The organism is Archangium sp. (assembly GCF_057119385.1).
Window position 1 is genome coordinate 1 of sequence record NZ_DBNGVP010000147.1, and the last position, 17558, is coordinate 17558.

Annotated in this window: 13 protein-coding genes and 2 pseudogenes; 6 read left to right on the forward strand and 9 right to left on the reverse strand. The window is 70.6% G+C overall.

Annotated features, from left to right (window positions below):
- Positions 1–281: pseudogene (locus AC16DP_RS34860) on the forward strand (hypothetical protein); the annotation flags it as partial.
- Between the two features lie 387 nt (positions 282–668).
- On the opposite strand, the gene AC16DP_RS34865 reads toward AC16DP_RS34860, so the two are convergent.
- The gene (locus AC16DP_RS34865; protein WP_329733853.1) at positions 669–1025 is read right to left on the reverse strand and encodes a hypothetical protein; all 357 of its coding nucleotides are present in this window, start codon (positions 1023–1025) and stop codon (positions 669–671) included.
- Between the two features lie 618 nt (positions 1026–1643).
- Here AC16DP_RS34865 and AC16DP_RS34870 point away from each other — a divergent pair.
- A complete protein-coding gene (locus tag AC16DP_RS34870; RefSeq protein WP_329733854.1) occupies positions 1644–2369 on the forward strand; it encodes a DUF6973 domain-containing protein in 726 nt (241 codons plus the stop codon).
- A 104-nt stretch (positions 2370–2473) separates the two neighbouring features.
- Here the strand turns inward: AC16DP_RS34870 and AC16DP_RS34875 are convergent.
- The 3 genes and pseudogenes from AC16DP_RS34875 to AC16DP_RS34885 form a co-directional block, all read right to left on the reverse strand.
- Positions 2474–3052, reverse strand: a pseudogene (locus tag AC16DP_RS34875) (peptide-methionine (S)-S-oxide reductase MsrA); the annotation flags it as partial.
- Positions 3053–3226: 174 nt separating this feature from the next.
- Complete coding sequence (locus tag AC16DP_RS34880; RefSeq protein ID WP_329733855.1) at positions 3227–3922, reverse strand: pirin family protein; 696 nt, start codon at positions 3920–3922, stop codon at positions 3227–3229.
- A gap of 155 nt (positions 3923–4077) precedes the next feature.
- Positions 4078–4626, reverse strand: coding sequence for a YceI family protein (locus AC16DP_RS34885; RefSeq protein WP_329733856.1), 549 nt, complete (start codon positions 4624–4626; stop codon positions 4078–4080).
- A 300-nt stretch (positions 4627–4926) separates the two neighbouring features.
- On the opposite strand from AC16DP_RS34885, the gene AC16DP_RS34890 reads away from it, so the two are divergent.
- Positions 4927–5343, forward strand: coding sequence for a GerW family sporulation protein (locus AC16DP_RS34890; protein WP_329733857.1), 417 nt, complete (start codon positions 4927–4929; stop codon positions 5341–5343).
- 3 nt (positions 5344–5346) lie between these two features.
- Here the strand turns inward: AC16DP_RS34890 and AC16DP_RS34895 are convergent, their stop codons facing one another.
- Positions 5347–8637: an RCC1 domain-containing protein gene (locus tag AC16DP_RS34895; RefSeq protein ID WP_329733858.1), complete on the reverse strand. Its 3291-nt coding sequence runs from the start codon at positions 8635–8637 to the stop codon at positions 5347–5349.
- 323 nt (positions 8638–8960) lie between these two features.
- Here AC16DP_RS34895 and AC16DP_RS34900 point away from each other — a divergent pair, with 323 nt between their 5' ends.
- Complete coding sequence (locus tag AC16DP_RS34900; protein WP_329733859.1) at positions 8961–9338, forward strand: peptide chain release factor-like protein; 378 nt, start codon at positions 8961–8963, stop codon at positions 9336–9338.
- The gene (locus tag AC16DP_RS34905; protein ID WP_329733860.1) at positions 9338–9766 is read left to right on the forward strand and encodes a GTP pyrophosphokinase; all 429 of its coding nucleotides are present in this window, start codon (positions 9338–9340) and stop codon (positions 9764–9766) included. Before AC16DP_RS34900 ends, AC16DP_RS34905 begins: the two co-directional genes overlap by 1 nt.
- Positions 9767–9789: 23 nt before the next feature.
- On the opposite strand, the gene AC16DP_RS34910 is transcribed toward AC16DP_RS34905, so the two are convergent.
- From AC16DP_RS34910 to ligD, 4 genes are all read right to left on the reverse strand, one after another.
- A complete protein-coding gene (locus AC16DP_RS34910) occupies positions 9790–10407 on the reverse strand; it encodes a TIGR02265 family protein (protein ID WP_329733861.1) in 618 nt (205 codons plus the stop codon).
- Between the two features lie 169 nt (positions 10408–10576).
- A complete protein-coding gene (acnA, locus tag AC16DP_RS34915) occupies positions 10577–13309 on the reverse strand; it encodes an aconitate hydratase AcnA (protein ID WP_329733862.1) in 2733 nt (910 codons plus the stop codon).
- Positions 13310–13459: 150 nt separating this feature from the next.
- On the reverse strand, positions 13460–14608 hold the full coding sequence (locus AC16DP_RS34920; RefSeq protein WP_329733863.1) for a cyclic nucleotide-binding domain-containing protein: 1149 nt from the start codon (positions 14606–14608) through the stop codon (positions 13460–13462).
- A 44-nt stretch (positions 14609–14652) separates the two neighbouring features.
- Complete coding sequence (ligD, locus tag AC16DP_RS34925; RefSeq protein ID WP_329733864.1) at positions 14653–15972, reverse strand: non-homologous end-joining DNA ligase LigD; 1320 nt, start codon at positions 15970–15972, stop codon at positions 14653–14655.
- A gap of 523 nt (positions 15973–16495) precedes the next feature.
- Here ligD and AC16DP_RS34930 point away from each other — a divergent pair.
- On the forward strand, positions 16496–17558 hold a 1063-nt coding region (locus AC16DP_RS34930; protein ID WP_483956933.1), incomplete at its 3' end, for a hypothetical protein.

Below are 17558 nucleotides of genomic sequence, written 5' to 3' on the forward strand. Positions count from 1 at the left end.
AACTCACGGAAGGTGGAAATCCGGATCAGCCCACCCATGGGGGACTCGTGGACACCGCGGATGCTGGGGAGTTCGTGCTCGCCCGTCCGCTGCCGCGTGAGCCCTTCAAGGGGCAGAAGCGCCCGCCCTGCACCCGTTACGCCGAGGTCGAGCTGATCGGCGCCTGCTGGTTGCCGCACAAGCTCAAGGCCCCGTGCCCGGACGTCCTCTACGAGCATCAAGAGGAGTGCTACTCGCCCGCCTTCAGCGCGAAGCCGCCGCCCCAGTCGCTTGGGCAGTGAGTGGCACTGCCGCGGAGAACCTCCAGCAGAGCTGGGCAGACCTCTGGCACCTGGTGTTACGGCAACGCTTCCAACAGCAGGAGGGGCTGTCCGCGATTCCAACACGCTCGGCGCGGAGGGCAACATGGCCCTGGCCCTGAGCGGGCTGGGCCAGGTGATGGGGGCCTCACAACGGCGCTGCTCGAGCGGGCCCTGCACCTCGTCGAGCTCGATGGGGTGGACTCCACGGACAGGGAGCGGCTGCGACGGCTGCTCGCACGGGCGCTGGCCGGCGCGGGTGAGGGGTCCGGGCGCGTGGCCTCCGTGCTCCGGTGACGTCCTCCCGTCCGTGCTCCCGGCCACCGCGGCCTCTCCGCCCGAGTGCGGGAGCGCCAAGGAGGGCCCGCCTCACAGGAGGTCGCCGTTGAGGGCGAGCCCCACGGTGAAGAGCGGATGGAGCAGGGTCATGTCGTACGAGGTGCGGTAGCGGTAGGCCAGCCACCAGTTGGTGGCCACCATGAGCGCCGGGGTGACGCGGGCGGAGTCCTCCTGGCCCAGGAGCACGGGGCCGTGGAGGGAGCCCGAGCTCCAGCGCAAGGGCGTTGGCTGCGCCAAGGGCCTCCCGCCGAGGGCCGACGCGCGGCGGACGCGCGCCATGTCGAAGTCCGACCAGGGCGCTCCCACCTCGGGAGCGGACGGCATCAGCGGGGTGACCGCCACCGGCTCGACCGCCAGGCCCGAGCCGCCCAGAGTGAATCGGGCCACGCTGTTGCCCCCTTCGCCGAGCAGGCTCAGGCCCGACGGCAAGGGGCGCTGGGTTTCCGCCCGTGCGGCTCCCGTCTGCAACAAGGCGATGCACAGAGCGAGCCAGGGCCCAAGTACTGCTGGGAACCCGCGCGGGAGGGACTGCGCGGGGCACGCGGTGACTCTGTGCATACCAACCTCCAAGTGGGCCCCTCGGCAGGAGGGGCGGGTCGAGACGGCACGGCCGGAAGGTGCTTTTCCAGCCATTAACGAGCCGGGGCACCGGGCGCACGACTTCGGCGCCACAGTGGCAACGCGCTTCGTCCATCGCGCCCGCGAGCGCGCGGGCAGCGGGCCACGAGCGTGAACCTGCCTGAGCGTGGACTGGCGCAGGTACACCACCGCTCGACGCTCCAGATGCGTGGCTCGAACCTTGTCGTTCATCGCCTTCCTCCGCGTCTACGCTTTCGGCGCGCAGCGCCTTGTGCAGCAGGGCTCTCTCCTGCCTCTACGCCATCCGCGGAGACGCCCGGCCATCAAGGCTTCGTCATCTCAGCGTCAATGAAGCCGGGGCAGGAAACAGCCGTGGACCCTCTCGGCTAATCAGGAACATCGCCTCACATTTTTGAGAGAAAACCCATGATCAGGTCCTTGAAGAACAATGCCTTCGCCGCCCTGGGCAGCCTGACTGGAAACAAGAACGTCGTGCAGACCGCGAAGCAGCTGTCGACGGCGGCGACGAAGCAGGTGGCCCAGCTCCGGATTCCGAACCCCGTGGATGCCTTCACGGGCGCGACCCAGGGGGCTCAGCAGGGGTTGAACAACCTGAACAGGGCGATCAACAGCCTGACACAGCGGTTCGGCAGCCTGTCGGATGCCGAGAAGGGCTTCTTGAGCACCAACCTGCACCTGGCCAAGCCATTCAGCGATGCCGCCGACACGGCGGACCAGCTCGCCAGCGCCCATGCCGGCCGGACCATGAAGGGCTCCGACCTGGACATCCGGGGCAATGGGGTGGGCAACGCCCTGCGCCACGCGACGTGGAATGCGCTGATGGTGAAGCGCGCCTATGACAACCCGTTGACCCTGGGCGACCTGAACGCGGCCAGCCAGAAGGCCCGGGAGATGGCCGACGCGCACGAGAACAACCCGAAGAACACGTCGGTGGTGGACAAGAGCATGGACCTGCACAACAACGACATCGGCCGGCAGGTCGCGGTGAACGTGCTGAAGAACAACCCCAAGGCGAGCGACCAGGAGATCTTCAACGCGGTGGTCCGGGCCTTCGAGCAGGGCAAGCTGGCCGAGGTGGATGGCGATTCCCGGACGGGCCGCCTGGGCACGGCGCGCAACGACGGCAAGTAGAGGGGACCGTCAGGACTCCGGCACGGGCGAGTTGCTCCTGTCCCCCAAGATGCTCCACGCCTCCTCGTCAGGAGTGGGTGCGGGAATCGAACCCGCGCCCGGCCTCACCGGCGGCGGTGCGCCAGGGCCGCCTTCCCGAGCTTCAGCACATGCTGGCGCTCGGCCTCCGGCAACCCGAGGCGCTCGACCTCGGCCTCCAACTCCTCGCGCTTCAGGTAGCCGCCCACGCAGGCGTTGAGCCACATCGCCACGGTGGAGTCCTCGAACTCGCGCTCGTTGTAGCCGCTGAATTCGCGCATCAGGTCCGTGTAGCGGCGCAGGTAGTACTTCTGGTGGTAGTCCTCGGCCCGGTGGAACGTGCCCAGCGGCAGGATGGGCAGGAGCATGGGTCCGCGCCTCCCCGCCATGGCCTGCTTCGCCGTCGCCAACGCCCACCGCTTCTGCGTCTCGTCCGCGTAGAACACCGCCGCCATGTACTGGCGGCTGTAGGGACGTTCGGTCGGATCGGCCTCCTTCCAGAACCACTCCAGCAGCGTCTCGTAGGAGATGCGCGCCGGGTCGTAGTCGAGCTGGAAGGACTCCGTGTGGTCCCCGAGCTGCTCGTACGTCGGGTCCGGCTGGCTGCCGCCGGTGTAGCCCACACGGGTCCGAATCACTCCAGGGAGACGCCCGAACCGGGCGTCCGGGCCCCAGAATCAACCCAACGAGAAGGTGGCCGTCTCCACCCGCGTGGGCGCCATCGCGTCCACCGGCAGCAACCGGGAGGTGGGCGTTTCAACGTGTCCGGCTGGCTTCATGGTGTCTCCTCCACCTGCCTCTACGGATGAACCCACCTCCAGGTTACTTCTCTTCCCCCTTCACGCCAGGTCGAAGAGCAGGGCCTCCAGCGGCTCTGTCGCCGAGAGCACCAGGCGCCCCTCGTCGGCCACCGCCACTCCGTCCCCGGCCTTCAGCTCCACGCCGTTGAGCGTGCCCGCCCCGCGCGCCACCTGCAGCCACGCGTGCCGGCCCGGTGCCAGCGCGTACTCCGTCTTCTCGCCCTTCCCCAGCAACGTGCTGTACAGCCTCAGGTCCTGGTGCACCTTCAGCGCTCCGTCCTTCCCCTCCGGCGACACCACCAGCCGGAAGCGGCCCTGGCGCTCCTCCTTCGTGAAGGCCTTCTGCTCGTAGCTCGGCGTCAGGCCCTGGCGCTCGGGGAGGATCCAGATCTGCAGGAAGTGCAGCTCCTCGTTGCTCCGGTTCATCTCGCTGTGCAGCACCCCCGTGCCCGCCGTCATCCGCTGCAGCTCTCCCGCTCGCAGCACCCCCAGCGTCCCCATGCTGTCCCGGTGCTCGATCTGCCCCGAGAGCACGTACGTGATGATCTCCATGTCCCGGTGCGGGTGCGTGCCGAAGCCACTGCGCGGCGCCACCCGGTCCTCGTTGATGACGCGCAGCGCGCGGAAGCCCATGAAACTCGGGTCGTAGTAGTCCGCGAACGAGAAGGTGTGGTGGGAATCCAGCCAGCCGTGGTTCGCATGGCCGCGCGCTTCAGAGGGTCGAACGATCAACATGGGGTACTCCTTGTCTCCAATCCGTTTGGATGCCCGGGCCGCCGATGGCGCTTCGCCCCGGGCGAGCTCCATGCCGCCCATCAGGCCCGTCACGCCGGCCAGCAACCCACCGACGACTTCACGCCGGCACGGGCCCCGGCCAGCCTCCCTCCGCCTCACGCCGCCTTCTCCGCCGCCGCCGCCTTCACCACCTGCACGTCCAGCTCGATGTCGATGCGCTCGCCCACCAGCACCCCGCCCGTCTCCAGCGCCTTGTTCCACGTCAGCCCGAAGTCCTTGCGGTCCACGCTCGTGCGCGCGCTGAACGCCAGCCGCTCCGTGCCGTACGGGTCCGTCACCCGGCCGAGGAACTCGGTCTCCAGCGTCACCTCGCGCGTGGTGTCCTTGAGCGTCAGGTCCCCCACCACGGCGTAGCGGTCCTTGCCCACCGCCTGCACGCGCTTGCTGCGGAAGATGACGCGCGGGAAGGCATTCACGTCGAAGAAGTCCGGCGAGCGCAGGTGGTTGTCCCGGGCCTCCACCTGCGTGTCGATGCTCGCCGCCTCGATCTTCACCTCCGCCTGCGCCTTCAGCAGGTCGCCGTTCGTGAACAGCCTCCCCTCGTAGCGGGTGAAGCGGCCGTGCACCCGCGCCACCACCATGTGCCGCACGGTGAAACCGATGGAGGAGTGCTGCGTGTCGATGCGCCAGGTCTCGATGGCCATGGAAGTCGTCTCCGAGGGAAGTGCCTCTCTGGCCTCTCCCTGGAGCAACCCGCCTGCCAACGTGCAACCCCCTGGAATCACATGCGCCGGGTCATTCCCAGGGGCTCGAACCTCTCGAAATGAGAGGGTCCGGCTATCATCCGGAGAGCGCCCCCCCGGCCCTCCGGGAGCCGCCCGCCCGGCCCTCCGGGGCCTCCCGGGCCTCCGGACGAGCGCCGGGGATGGCGCCTCCGCGGGTGCTGACCCCCTGACGGGTGCCTACCTCATTGCTGGAGAAGCTCGAGCACGGGGGGTCCCATCATGGACGTCAACGAGGTCATCGACAGGGCTCGCGACGCATTCAGTGTCCGGCGTGTCTTCGGAGAGCCCATCCAACAGGGTGCGGTGACGCTGATCCCCGCCGCCCGGGTGACGGGAGGCGGCGGGGGAGGCGGTGGAGAAGGCCCCGTGGCCGAGGGGGCGCAGGGGGCCGAGAGCACCGGCAAGGGCTACGGCAGCGGCTTCGGGTTGAACGCCCGGCCCGCCGGGGCCTTCGTCCTGCGCAACGGCAAGGTGCGCTGGATGCCGGCGGTGGACGTCAACCGCATCATCCTCGGCGCCCAGCTGCTGGTGGGCCTCGTGCTGCTGACGTTCGGCCAGAGGCTCGCCCGCTACCTGTTCCAGGAGGGCAAGCTCCCGCGCCGCAGGCACCTGGCGCGGAGAGCCGCACTCCGGTGAGCCTTACTCCAGCTCCATCAGCCGGAAGCCCGCGGTGCCATCCCCCAGCTGTCCGTACGCGTTGCCGCCCCAGCTGGTGATGGCGCCGTCCGACTTCCGCGCCAGGGAGTGCGAGCCACCGGCGGCGATGGCATCGACGCCCGCGAGCGCCTGCACCTGGGCCGCCAGGGAGCTGGGGGTCGCGGTGCCGTCCCCGAGCTGCCCGAAGGTGTTGTCACCCCAGGCCCACACCGTCCCATCGCTCCGCAGGGCCAGGGAGTGCGCCTGGCCGGCCGCGAGGGCCGTGACGCTCTCGAGGCCCACCACCCGCACCGGCGTGGCGCTCGCGGTGGTGGTGCCGTCCCCGAGCTGGCCGGTGCTGTTGTCACCCCAGGCCCACACCGAGCCGTCCTCGCGCAGCGCCAGCGAGTGCACGCTCCCGGCGGTGATGGCCGTGACGCCCGTGAGCTCCGGAGATGGCAGCGGCACCGGAACACGGCTCGAGTAGAAGGTGCCGTCCCCGAGCTGGCCGGAGGCGTTGGCGCCCCAGGCCCACACCGTGCCGTCCCAGCGCAGCGCCAGCGAGTGGCCGGAGCCGCCCGCGACGGCCTTGACGCCGAGCAGGCCCTGCACCTGCACCGGCGTGGTGCGCGAGGTGGTGGTGCCATCCCCCAGCTGCCCCGAGGCGTTGTCACCCCAGGCCCATACGGAGCCATCGACGCGCACCGCCAGGGCGTGGTTCCTGCCCGCCCAGAGGGCGATGACGTTGGTGAGCCCCTGCACCCGCACCGGCGTGGCGCGCGAGGTGGTGGTGCCATCCCCCAGTTGCCCCGAGGAGTTGTCCCCCCAGGCCCACACCGTGCCGTCCACGCGCAGCGCCAGGGAGAAGTAGCCGCCCGCCGAGACGACCTCGACGGAGCGGGGCTCCGCCAGCAGGAAGAAGGACTCACTGGAGGAGACCTCCTCGACGCCGAGCTGCCCGTCGCTGTTGCTGCCCCAGGTCGAGACGATGCCGTCGTTGCGCGCGTAGAGCGAATGGCCGGAGCCCGCGGAGAGCCGCGCGGGGCGCGGAATGCCCCGCACCTGCACGGGGAAGGGGTACACGCTGGTGGCGCCATTGCCGAGCTGGCCATAGGTGTTGTCACCCCAGGTCCAGACGGTGCCCCCCTCGCGAAGCACGACGGACATCCGGCCACCGGCCGAGGGAGCCGTGACGCGCGAGAACCCCGGCACGCGCACCGGGGTGCTCACCGAGGTGTTGGTGCCCAGGCCGAGCTGGCCCGTCGCGTTGCGCCCCCACGCCCAGAGCTGACCATCGGCGCCCTGGGCCAGCACGTGGCTGCCCCGGGAGGAGAGGGCCGAGACGGCGCCCGTGAGGCCCGCGACCGGGGCCGCCAGGGAGCGGGGGTGGGTGGTGCCATCCCCGAGCTGGCCGTAGAAGTTGTCCCCCCACATCCACACCGTGCCGTCCACGCGCAGCGCCGCCGAGTGGAAGGGCCCGGCCTCGATGGACACGATGTTGGAGAGCCCCGGCACCTGCACGGGCGCACTGCGCGCGGTGGTGGTGCCCTCGCCGAGCTGGCCGTAGGCGTTGTCGCCCCAGGCCCACACCGTGCCATCCGACTTCAGCGCCAGCGAGTGGTAGAGGCCGGCGGCCACGCGGGTGACACCCGAGAGCGAGAGGACACGCTGGGCCGTGGGGCGCGCGGTGAAGGAGGTGGTGCCATCCCCGAGCTGGCCGTAGGTGTTGTCGCCCCAGGACCACACCGTCCCATCCGACTTCAGCGCCAGCGAGTGGTAGCCCCCCGCGGCGAGGGCCGTGGCGTCCGACACCCCCGGCACCTGTCCCGGCGTGGCGCGCTTGCCGCCCGGGCCCTCCCCCAGCTGGCCGAACGAGTTGTCACCCCAACCCCACGCCGTCCCATCGTTCTTCAGCGCCAGCGAGTGGTAGCTGGACACCGCCACGGACTTCACGTCCGACAGGCCCGGCAGCCGCACCGGCAGCGGGCGCTGGGAGAAGCTCCCGTCCCCCAGCTGGCCCTGGCCGTTGTCACCCCAGGCCCACACCGTCCCATCCGGCCGCAGCGCGAGCGCGTGGACGTCCCCCGCGGCCACGGCCGAGATGCCGGACAGCTCCCGCGCCTGCTCCGGAACGGGACGCCAGCTGGCGCTGCCATGGCCCAGCTGGCCGAAGGAGTTGGCGCCCCACGCCTGGACGGTGGCATCGCCGCGCCCCACCAGCACGTAGGCGTTGCCACAGGCAATCGCCTGGGCATTGACACCGGGCACCTGCACGGGGAGGCGCAGCGGGCCGGGGAGCGCCTGGCCCGCCTGGCCCTGGCCGTTGTCACCCCACACCCGCACGGCGCCGTCGCCGCTCCGGGCCACGGAGTGGTGCGTCCCGCTGGCGACGGACACGATGTCCGTCAGGCCGTGGACCCGCACCGGCGTGGGCGACGGCTCCGTCCCCTCGTCTCCGAGCTGTCCCCGGGAGTTGTCACCCCAGGCCCACACCGTGCGGTCGCCGTGCGCCGCCACGGAATGGGCACCGCCTCCGGCGATGGACACGATGCCCGTGAGGCCGAGCACCCGCACCGGCACGGTGCGCGAGGTGGTGGTGCCATCCCCCAGCTGGCCGGAGGCGTTGTTCCCCCACGCCCACACCGTGCCGTCCTCGCGCAGCGCCAGGGAGTGCGTGTCCCCGGCCGCGATGGCCGACACCCGCGTCAGCCCCGGCACCTGCGTCGGGACGTTGCGGCTGGTGTGGGTGCCCTCCCCCAGCTGGCCGGAGGCGTTGGTGCCCCACGCCCACACGGTGCCATCCGTCTTCAGCGCCAGCGAGTGCAGGTTGCCGGCGGCGATGGCCTTCACGTCCGTGAGCTCCGGCACCTGCACGGGAGTGGGGCGCTGCGTGGTGGTGCCATCCCCCAGCTGCCCCTCCCCGTTGCCACCCCAGGCCCACACCCGGCCCGTGTCGCTCAGGGCCAACGAGTGGTTGTTGCCCGCCGCCACGGCCGTCATGCCCGTGAGCCCCGCCACCTGCACCGGGTTCAGCCGCTGGGTGGTGCTCCCCTCCCCCAGCTGCCCCTGGGCGTTGTTGCCCCAGCTCCACACCGTCCCCGTCGGCAGCACGTACAGCGAGTGCCCCAACCCCGCCGCCAGGCGGTAGGGCATCCCCTGCACCGTGATGGGCGCCCCTCGCTGTCCCAGCGCCCCTTCATCCTCCCCCTCCCTCTCCCCACATCCCACCACCATCGAGGTCACGGCCAGAAGGAGCGTCACCAGCAGGCTCCTCGACAAGGTGCTCCCCATCATGCATCCCTCTCGTTCGTGCCTCGGTGACGGCGGATTCGAGGCAAGGCTTGCGTCATCCACACACAGCCCCCCCGTGCTTCACCCGGGTCCTGAAGACCCCGTTCCTGACTCCGCCAGTCAGGCAGTGAGCACACTCATATGCAGACAACCCTGACTTATAAGCAACTGGGTGACACACGACTCTCCAGGTGTCCCCCGTATCCCATGGGGAAGCCGCCAGCCTGGAATGCCGCGTCATCGCACCCGGAGCGACGTCAGACCCGCCTGCTCCGCTCCGTCAGGCGCGGTGCGGAAGACACCCCTCGAACCCGGTTGGCCCCCTCATGACCGTCGATCCCTCCCGCCGACAAGCCGCGCTGGAAGCGCTCGCCCTGGATGACGACGCACTGCTCCGCGCCTGCGAGGTGGAGTTCTTCATCGCCTCCGGCCCGGGCGGCCAGCACCGCAACACCACCGCCAGTGGTGTCCGCCTGACCCACCCGCCCACGGGCCTGTCCGTCACCGGCACCGAGCGCCGCAGCCAGTCGCAGAACAAGGGCGCCGCGCTCGAGCGCCTGCGCGAGGGCCTCCAGGTCCTCACCTACGTGCCCAAGAAACGCCACAAGACGAAACCCACCAAGGGCTCGCAGCGGCGCCGTTTGGACACCAAGAAGCGCGAGGGCGAGAAGAAGGCCCAGCGCAGCAAGAAGGGACTCTGGTGATGAGCACCCCCACGTTGGAAGACGCCATCGCCCTGGCCGTGGAGGCCCACCGGGGCCAGCGCGACAAGGCCGGACAGACGTACATCCTCCACCCCCTGCGCGTGATGATGCGCCTGGAGACGGACACGGAGCGCATGGTGGCCGTGCTGCACGACGTGGTGGAGGACTCGCCCTGGACGCTGGAGCGGCTGCGCGGGCTCGGCTACCCCGAGGAGGTGCTGAGCGCGCTGGACTGCCTGACCAAGCGCGAGGGCGAGACGTACGAGGCCTTCATCGAGCGCGTCCTCCCCCACCCCCTCGCGCGCCGGGTGAAGCGGGCGGACCTGGAGGACAACATGGACGTGCGGCGGCTGCCGGCCGTCACGGCCAGGGACGCGGAGCGGCTGGCCCGCTACCGCGCCGCCTGGGCCCGGCTCCAGGAGGGGTGAGGCGCCCTGCTACCAGGACCCTCCTACCAGGACACTTCCAGCGCGATGCTCAGGTCTCCCGTCTTGCGCGCGCTGATGTTCACGTTCTTCACGCCCAGCCGCTTGGCGATCGCCTGCGCCCCACCCACGTGGTAGGCGAGCGGCATGAAGGTGACCTCGATGGTGAGCACGCCCCGGTTCGTCCCGGGCCAGGTGAGCGCGGGCTTCCCGTACGTCGTCAGCACCCAGTAGAGCGTCTGCAGGGCGATCATGAACTGCTGGGGCGTGCTCCCGGCCTGCTGCAGCGCCGTGCGCCCCACCGGCGTCTCCATGTAGCTGGAGCCCGCCTTGAAGCCGATCTGCCGCAGCACCTCCTCGTAGCTGCCCAGCTTGGTGCTCATCGAGCGCGCCGCGGCGGAGAGCAACAGCAGCAGCGAGCGCGTGGGGTAGTTGAAGAACTCCACGAAGGACTTCTCGCCGCTGGCCGCCAGGCAGCGCTGCACCACCGCCTCGTCCCCGCCGAGCTCCCGCACCACCCGCAGCAGCGAGGAGAACAGGAAGCCCCGCGTGGTGTGCTGAGGCGTCGCCAGGCTCAACCGCTGCTGGAGATCCTGCTCCGCGTCCTGCGCGGTGTCGTTGCCTGGATTCGACTCAGTACCCATACCGTGTGTCCAGCGGCCTCCGGCCTGGTGCGTGCCGCCGGGGCCCCGGATACTACAACGGTTCATTCGAGGACACTGCTTCGGCCCCAAAGCAGACGGCCCGGCGCGCCGCGAAGGGCACGCCGGGCCGCCTGGATGGGAAGCGTGGAAGTGTGAAGCCTACACGCGACTACGCCTTGGCCAGCTGGCGCATGACGTAGAGCAGGATGCCGCCGTGGCGGTAGTAGTCGAGCTCGTTGGGCGTGTCGATGCGGCACAGGGCGGTGAACTCCTTGGTGCCGCCCTCGCCGGTGGCCTTCACGGTGAGCTTCTTCTGGGGGGCCAGGTCCGTGGAGATGCCGGTGATCTCGAACGTCTCGTGGCCGGTGAGGCCGAGGCTCTGCGCGTCCTGGCCCGCCTCGAACTGCAGGGGCAGCACGCCCATGCCGATGAGGTTGGAGCGGTGGATGCGCTCGAAGCTCTTGGCGATGACGGCCTTGATGCCCAGCATGGCCGTGCCCTTGGCGGCCCAGTCCCGGCTGGAGCCCGTGCCGTACTCGGCGCCGGCGAGCACCACCAGCGCGGTGCCCTCCTGCTGGTACTTCATGGAGGCGTCGTAGATGCTCATCCGCTCGCGGGTGGGGATGTGGACGGTGACGCCCCCCTCCACGCCGGGCACCAGCAGGTTCTTCAGGCGGATGTTGGCGAAGGTGCCGCGCACCATCACCTCGTGGTTGCCGCGGCGCGCGCCGTAGGAGTTGAAGTCCTTGGGCTGCACGCCCTGGTCCATGAGGTACCTGGCCGCGGGGCTCGTCTTGGCGATGTTGCCGGCGGGGGAGATGTGGTCCGTGGTGACGGAGTCACCCAGCAGCGCGAGCACCCGGGCGGACTTGATGTCGACGAGCGGCTTGGGCTCGGCCGGGATGTTCTCCAGGAAGGTGGGCTTGCGCACGTAGGTGGACTTGGGGTCCCACTTGAACGTGTTGCCGCCCCCGGACTGGAGCGCCTGCCAGAGCTGGTCGCCCTCCATGGCGCGCGAGTACTGGGTGCGGAACTGCTCGGGCTTCACCGCGGACTTGATGAACTGGCCAATCTCCTCGGTGGTGGGCCAGATGTCCTTGAGGAACACGGGGCGGCCGTTGCGGTCGGTGCCGATGGGCTCGGTGTCCAGGTCCTTGCCCACCTCACCGGCGAGCGCGTAGGCCACCACGAGCGGCGGGGAGGCCAGGTAGTTCATGCGCACGTGCGGGTTGATGCGGCCCTCGAAGTTGCGGTTGCCGCTGAGCACCGCGGCCACCACCAGGTCGCCCGAGGTGACGGCGTCGGCGACGGGGTCCGGCAGGGGGCCCGAGTTGCCGATGCAGGTGGCGCAGCCGTAGCCCACCACGTGGAAGCCGAGCGCCTCCAGGTAGGGCATGAGGCCGGCCTCCTTGAGGTAGTCCGTCACCACGCGGCTGCCCGGGGCGAGGCTCGTCTTCACCCAGGGCTTCACGTTGATGCCGCGCTCCACCGCCTTCTTGGCCAGCAGGCCCGCGCCCAGGAGCACCGCCGGGTTGGAGGTGTTGGTGCACGAGGTGATGGAGGCGATGACGACGGCGCCGTGGCCCAGCTCGTAGCTCTGGTTGCCGGCCTTCACGGTGACGGTCTGCTCGAGGCGCTCGGGGGGCACCGGGGCCGCGGGGGCCTTGGCCTTGCCACCGCCCTCGTCGTCCTCGCCCTTGCTCTTGCCGGCGGCCAGCATCTCCACGAGCGACTTCTCGTAGGCGCCCTTCATGTCCTTGAGCGTGACGCGGTCCTGCGGGCGCTTGGGGCCGGCGAGGCTGGGCACCACGGTGGACAGGTCCAGCTCCAGCGTGTCGCTGAAGACGGGGTCCGGGGTGTTGGCGGTGTGGAAGAGGCCCTGCTCCTTGAAGTAGGCCTCGGCCAGGGCGACGAGCTCCTCGGGACGGCCGGTGAAGCGCAGGTAGTTGAGGCTCTCCTGGTCCACCGGGAAGAAGCCGATGGTGGCCCCGTACTCGGGGGCCATGTTGGCGATGGTGGCGCGGTCCGGCAGCGACAGGCTCTGCAGGCCGTTGCCGTAGAACTCGACGAACTTGCCCACCACGCCCTTCTTGCGCAGCATCTGCGTGACGGTGAGCACCAGGTCCGTCGCGGTGGCGCCCGCGGGCAGCTTGCCCGTCAGCTTGAAGCCCACCACCTGCGGAATCAGCATCGTAATCGGCTGGCCGAGCATGGAGGCCTCGGCCTCGATGCCGCCCACGCCCCAGCCCACCACGCCCAGGCCGTTGACCATGGTGGTGTGGGAGTCAGTGCCCACCAGCGAGTCCGGGCACACCACGTTGCCCTGACGGAAGGCCACCTGGGCCAGGTACTCCAGGTTCACCTGGTGGCAGATGCCCACGTCCGGGGGCACCACGCGGAAGTTCTTGAAGGCGTTCTGGCCCCAGCGCAGGAAGGCGTAGCGCTCCTGGTTGCGCTCGAACTCCAGCTCCGCGTTGGCGCGGAAGGCGTCCGTGGTGCCGAACACGTCCACCTGGAAGGAGTGGTCGATGACCAGGTCCGCCGGGTTGCGCGGGTTGATCTTCGCGGGGTCTCCCCCCATGGCGGCGAGCGCCTCGCGCATGGCGGCCAGGTCCACCACCGCGGGCACACCGGTGAAGTCCTGCAGCAGCACGCGCGCCGGGTGGAAGGAGATTTCCGTGTCCGGCTCGGCCTTGGGGTTCCAGGCGAGCATCTTCTCCACGTGCTCGCGCTTCACCACGCGGCCATCCTCGTGGCGCAGCAGGTTCTCGAGCAGGATCTTCAGCGAGAAGGGCAGGCGGGCCACGGACGCGTGGTCCTTGCCCACCTTCGCGAGGCTGTAGAAGTCGTACGTGGCCGAGCCGACCTTGAGCTGGCTCTTGCTCTTGAAACTGTCCGTCATGTGAGTGCCGTCCTTCCGTCCGCTGGAAATCTCCGGGGGTCTTCTAGGCCCCCCGAAAGCGGCTTGCAAAAGGATCTTGCGGGCACTGCCAGGAGCGGACGGTCCGGGCGGGATTCACTGGCCGTGAGGGCCCCCCGGTGGGAGGCCCGGCTACCGTTCCCCGAGCATCCGGGCGGTGCGCTGGAGGCGCTCGGTCCCGATCTTCAACAGCGCGTCGCGCATGCCCGGCTGGCTGAAGATGTGGCGCTCGAAGGCGGAGCGCTCCAGCCGCAGCAGCACGCAGGGGACGTCCGTGCGCACCATGGCCGTCACCGGCTTGTCCATGAGCAGGGAGATCTCCCCGAAGACGTCCCCCTCGCGCAGCACCGGGTAGGGCGTCTCCTGCCCGTCCGGGTGCATGTGGAAGGGCGTGCACCGGCCGCGCAGCAGCAGGTAGAGGGCATCCCCCAGGGTGCCGGCGGTGAGCAGGGTGGTGCCCGCCGGTACCCGCTGGAGCTGGAATTCCCGGGCCAGCGCCCGCCGCTGCTCCAGACGGAGCGGGGAGAAGATGGGGTGGGTGCGCAGCAGGTTGTCCGCCGCGCGCTTGCGGCAGAAGGCCTGCACCACGCGCTCCAGCAGGGGGTGCTTCCGGGAGAGCTCCGCCATCCGCGCCCGCGTCAGCTCCAACAGCACCGAGGGCGCCGACGGCATCACGGTGCTCAACCGGGGCCCCTCGGTGATGAGGGCCATCTCCCCGAAGACGGCGCCCTCCACCACCGGCCCCTCCTGCGGCCCCCTGCCCTCCAGCAGCCGCCAGACGTCTCCCCGCCCCTCCACCATGAAGAACATGGAGGCGCCCGGGTCCCCCTCGCGCATCACCGGCTGGCTGGAGGCATACGTGCGCACGTCCACCGCCTCCAGCAGGGCCACGAAGGCATCCCGGCACAGCATGGAGAAGAGGGGCACCGCCACCGGATCCTCCCGCTCCGGGAGGAGCTCGAGCTCGGCGGAGACCTGGTCCGCCGCGCCCGGCTCGGGCCGCACCGGGTAGCGCGCGTAGAGGTTGGCGATGAAGGCCTGCGTGCGCGTGTGCTGGGGCTCCAGCCGCAGCAGCTCCTTGCACGCGACGATGGCGCGCAGCAGCTGGCTGCCCTGCGCCCAGGCCCGGGCGAGCGCCTCGAAGCCCGCCGCGGCCTCCTCGGGGTGGCCCTGCTGCTCCAGCTTCCGCAGCTCGGCCAGGGCCTGCTCCACCCGCCCACCGGCGGCCAGTCGTGCGGCCAGTTCCCTCGGCCGCAGAAGGGTATCGGCTCCGTCAATCACCGTGCTCACGCTCACAGGCGGCGCACGCTACCACCGAGCCGGCCTCAAACGGATGGAAGCGTCTGTCCGCCAGCCAACGCTGGGGCGAACAGGTCTCCCACCTCGTCCAGGCGCCGTCGAACGTTGTCCAGGGTGAAGCGCGTGGGATTGAGCTTCGGCGTCACCTCGGACCAGGCCAGCGGCGTGGACACGGGCGCGTGGGGCAGGGCCCGGAGGGAGTACGGCGCCACCACCGTCTTGCCCCAGGCGTTCTGCCCCGCGTCCAGGTACAGCCGGCCCCCGCGCCGCTCCTTGGAGCGCTCGACGGTGGCCAGCCGCGGGTGCTCGGCGGCGAGCGCCTCGAAGGCCTTGTGGGCGAAGGCCCCCGCCCGCGCGTAGGTGTGCCCGGGCGCGAGCGGCACCAGCACGTGCAGGCCCCGCTTGCCGGACGTCTTGGGCACGCTCGTCAGCCCCAGCGCCTCCAGGTGGCGCCGCAGCGAGGTGGCCAGCTGGATGAGGTCATCGAACCTGGAAGAGGGTGGGGAAGCGCGAGGAGAGATCATTCCCATTGCGCGACCGCAGGGCGATGCGGCCGCGTACTTCACCTCGAAGCGCCAGCCGGCGCCGGCGGTGGCCTCCACCTGGGCCAGCGTGGCGAGCATGGGCGGCCACACCTCGCCGAGCAGCGCCTCGGGCGTGCGGGCACTCCCCTTCGCGCGAGAGGGACGGGAGGCGCGCACGGGTTTCGCCGGGGCACGTGGGGCGGCGGTGCGCCGGGTGCGGCGGGCGGGCCCGCGGGTGGCGCGCTGGCCGGACTTCACGGACTCGGGGTGCTCCCCGGTGACGTCGTAGCCGGGCCGCTCGGTGCCATCCTTGGCCTTGAAGCACAGCCACTGGGCCTTCTTGCCCATGGGGCTCGTGCGGATGAGGTGCCACCCGCCCTCGAGCTTGTGCCCCCGCAGCACCACGTGCAGCCGGCCGCGCGCGCGCTGCTCGGAGGCATGGCCCGGCGGCACGGTGTCGAAGGTGCCCTCTTCCCACAGGAGCGAGTCGCCGGCTCCATAGGCCCCATCGGGGATGCGGCCCTCGAAGGTGGCGTAGGCCAGGGGGTGGTCCCCGGTCTGGACGGCGAGCCGTTTGTCGGCCGGGTCGTAGCTGGGGCCCTTGGGAATGGCCCAGCTCACCAGCACGCCGTCGATCTCCAGCCGCAGGTCATAGTGCAGCCGGGTGGCGTCGTGCTTGTGCACCACGAAGAGGGGGCCGCCCGCACCGCGCGGAGCCGGGACCTCCGGAGCGGGCTCCGAGGTGAGGGAGAAGTCACGCCTGGCGCGGTACGTCTTCAGGCGCGCACGAGCGGAAGTCTTGGATCGTCGCGAGGGCGCCATCCCCTCCAGGGTCGGCACGCTCGGCCCGCCTGGAAAAAGGCATCCGGGGCCCGCTTCCTCTACCCGGCCCGTCAAGCGGAGGGGATGGCTCGTGGAGTCGGCACGGCGGTGCACCCGGCGGAGGAAGACCCCCGCCCTCCTGAAGGGTAGGCAGGTCCGTTGGCTATCCTCCAGGGGGGTTGTGATTCCAACGGAGCGCCACGCAATGACGGAGAAGAACCACGCGCACCTGGATGGGAGGGCCCTCCTGGGACGGGAGCGGCGCTCCAGGGGTTGCAACTGCCTCCCACGTACTGACGGCGGCTCCGCAGATGGGCAACCAGGTGCCGTCAGGGCATTGGATGCGTCCCGTATCCTTATTCTTCAGGGTCGTTTCTCCAGGAGGAAAGGCCGGCACCATGACGAAAGAGGACCGAAGTTCTGGGGCGGGGAGGGCTTCCTGGGCTCCGTCTTGAGGTGGGATACGCGGGGGAGCCTTGGGGTGCGAGGCTCCCCCTGTTCGAAGACCCTCCGGGCTCTCTGGGTGACGAGCTATCTTCTCACCAGCATGAGCGCGGCCGGCGAGGAGTCGAGACGCGTGCGGATGACGCTCTCGGGCGAGGTGCACGCACGAGCCAAAGCCCTCGGTCCCCGCCTTGAGGACTGGAAAGGCGGCGTGCTCTCCCTCCAGGTGATGGACCCCGGCACCCTCGTGGTGGAGGCAGGCGATGAGGTTGTCGCCGCAGGCGAACTCAACTGGGGGGAAGGCACGCGGCTGTGGGTGGAGCCGCGCCGGGGCCATCCGCCCGCACCGCTGCCCCGGCTGGTGAGCCCCGAGCCGGGCCGGGAGGAGGTGGAGGTGGACGTCCCGGAGGAAGTGGGCGCCGGAGAGTTGCTCACCCTCACCTATGCGTGGGGCGGCAGGCACTCGGGCAAGCCCGCCCTGGTGCGCACCTGGCGCCTTCCCCCCACGGTGGAGATTCAACCCGAGTGGCTGGACGACGAGCACCTCGAGACGGAGGGCACGCCGGAGGACGGGGAGGACGACGCGCTCACCTTCCTCCCGGCCCGGGAGGCTTCCTTCCCCGTGCAAGTGGACCCGGAGCGGCCCGAGCTGCTCTGGGTGCCCGGGTACGCCTCGCGTGAGGAGATCGCCTCACGTCTCTTCGGGGAGGCCGCGGCGGCCGGCGCTTTCGACCTCGAGCCCCGAGCGCCCCCCTCCAGCGCTCTGGAGGGCGTCCCGGTCTGCGTGCGCGTACGCCACCCGCCAGCGCTCGTGCCTCAGTTACTCGCCGTCATGCGCAGTGCCCTGGAGGCGCAACTGGAGGCGGATGTCGCCTGGAGCCGCACCCAGCTCTCGGCGGGCGCCCCGGACAGGGCCGCGGCCGCCGCGCTCGTGGAACGCGGCCTGCGCTGGGCCCAGCGCTCGGACATTCCGGACGGGGCCGGGCGGAGCTACTTCGACCGCTACCTGCAGGCACTCGGCCCCTGGCGGGACGAGGACTGGCCCTCCCTCGGTGAAGCCGCCGAGCCCCTGCGCAAGGCCATCGCCCTGCGCTCCAGGCGCTTCCAGACGAGCTACAACGTCATGGATGGCTTGTCCGTCC

Coding starts and splice junctions, on each gene's coding strand:
- AC16DP_RS34870 (WP_329733854.1), top strand. CDS start 1,644: ATGATCAGGTCCTTGAAGAACAATGCCTTCGCCGCCCTGGGCAGCCTG.
- AC16DP_RS34880 (WP_329733855.1), bottom strand. CDS start 3,922: ATGTTGATCGTTCGACCCTCTGAAGCGCGCGGCCATGCGAACCACGGC.
- AC16DP_RS34885 (WP_329733856.1), bottom strand. CDS start 4,626: ATGGCCATCGAGACCTGGCGCATCGACACGCAGCACTCCTCCATCGGT.
- AC16DP_RS34890 (WP_329733857.1), top strand. CDS start 4,927: ATGGACGTCAACGAGGTCATCGACAGGGCTCGCGACGCATTCAGTGTC.
- AC16DP_RS34895 (WP_329733858.1), bottom strand. CDS start 8,637: ATGATGGGGAGCACCTTGTCGAGGAGCCTGCTGGTGACGCTCCTTCTG.
- AC16DP_RS34900 (WP_329733859.1), top strand. CDS start 8,961: ATGACCGTCGATCCCTCCCGCCGACAAGCCGCGCTGGAAGCGCTCGCC.
- AC16DP_RS34905 (WP_329733860.1), top strand. CDS start 9,338: ATGAGCACCCCCACGTTGGAAGACGCCATCGCCCTGGCCGTGGAGGCC.
- AC16DP_RS34910 (WP_329733861.1), bottom strand. CDS start 10,407: ATGGGTACTGAGTCGAATCCAGGCAACGACACCGCGCAGGACGCGGAG.
- acnA (WP_329733862.1), bottom strand. CDS start 13,309: ATGACGGACAGTTTCAAGAGCAAGAGCCAGCTCAAGGTCGGCTCGGCC.
- ligD (WP_329733864.1), bottom strand. CDS start 15,972: ATGGCGCCCTCGCGACGATCCAAGACTTCCGCTCGTGCGCGCCTGAAG.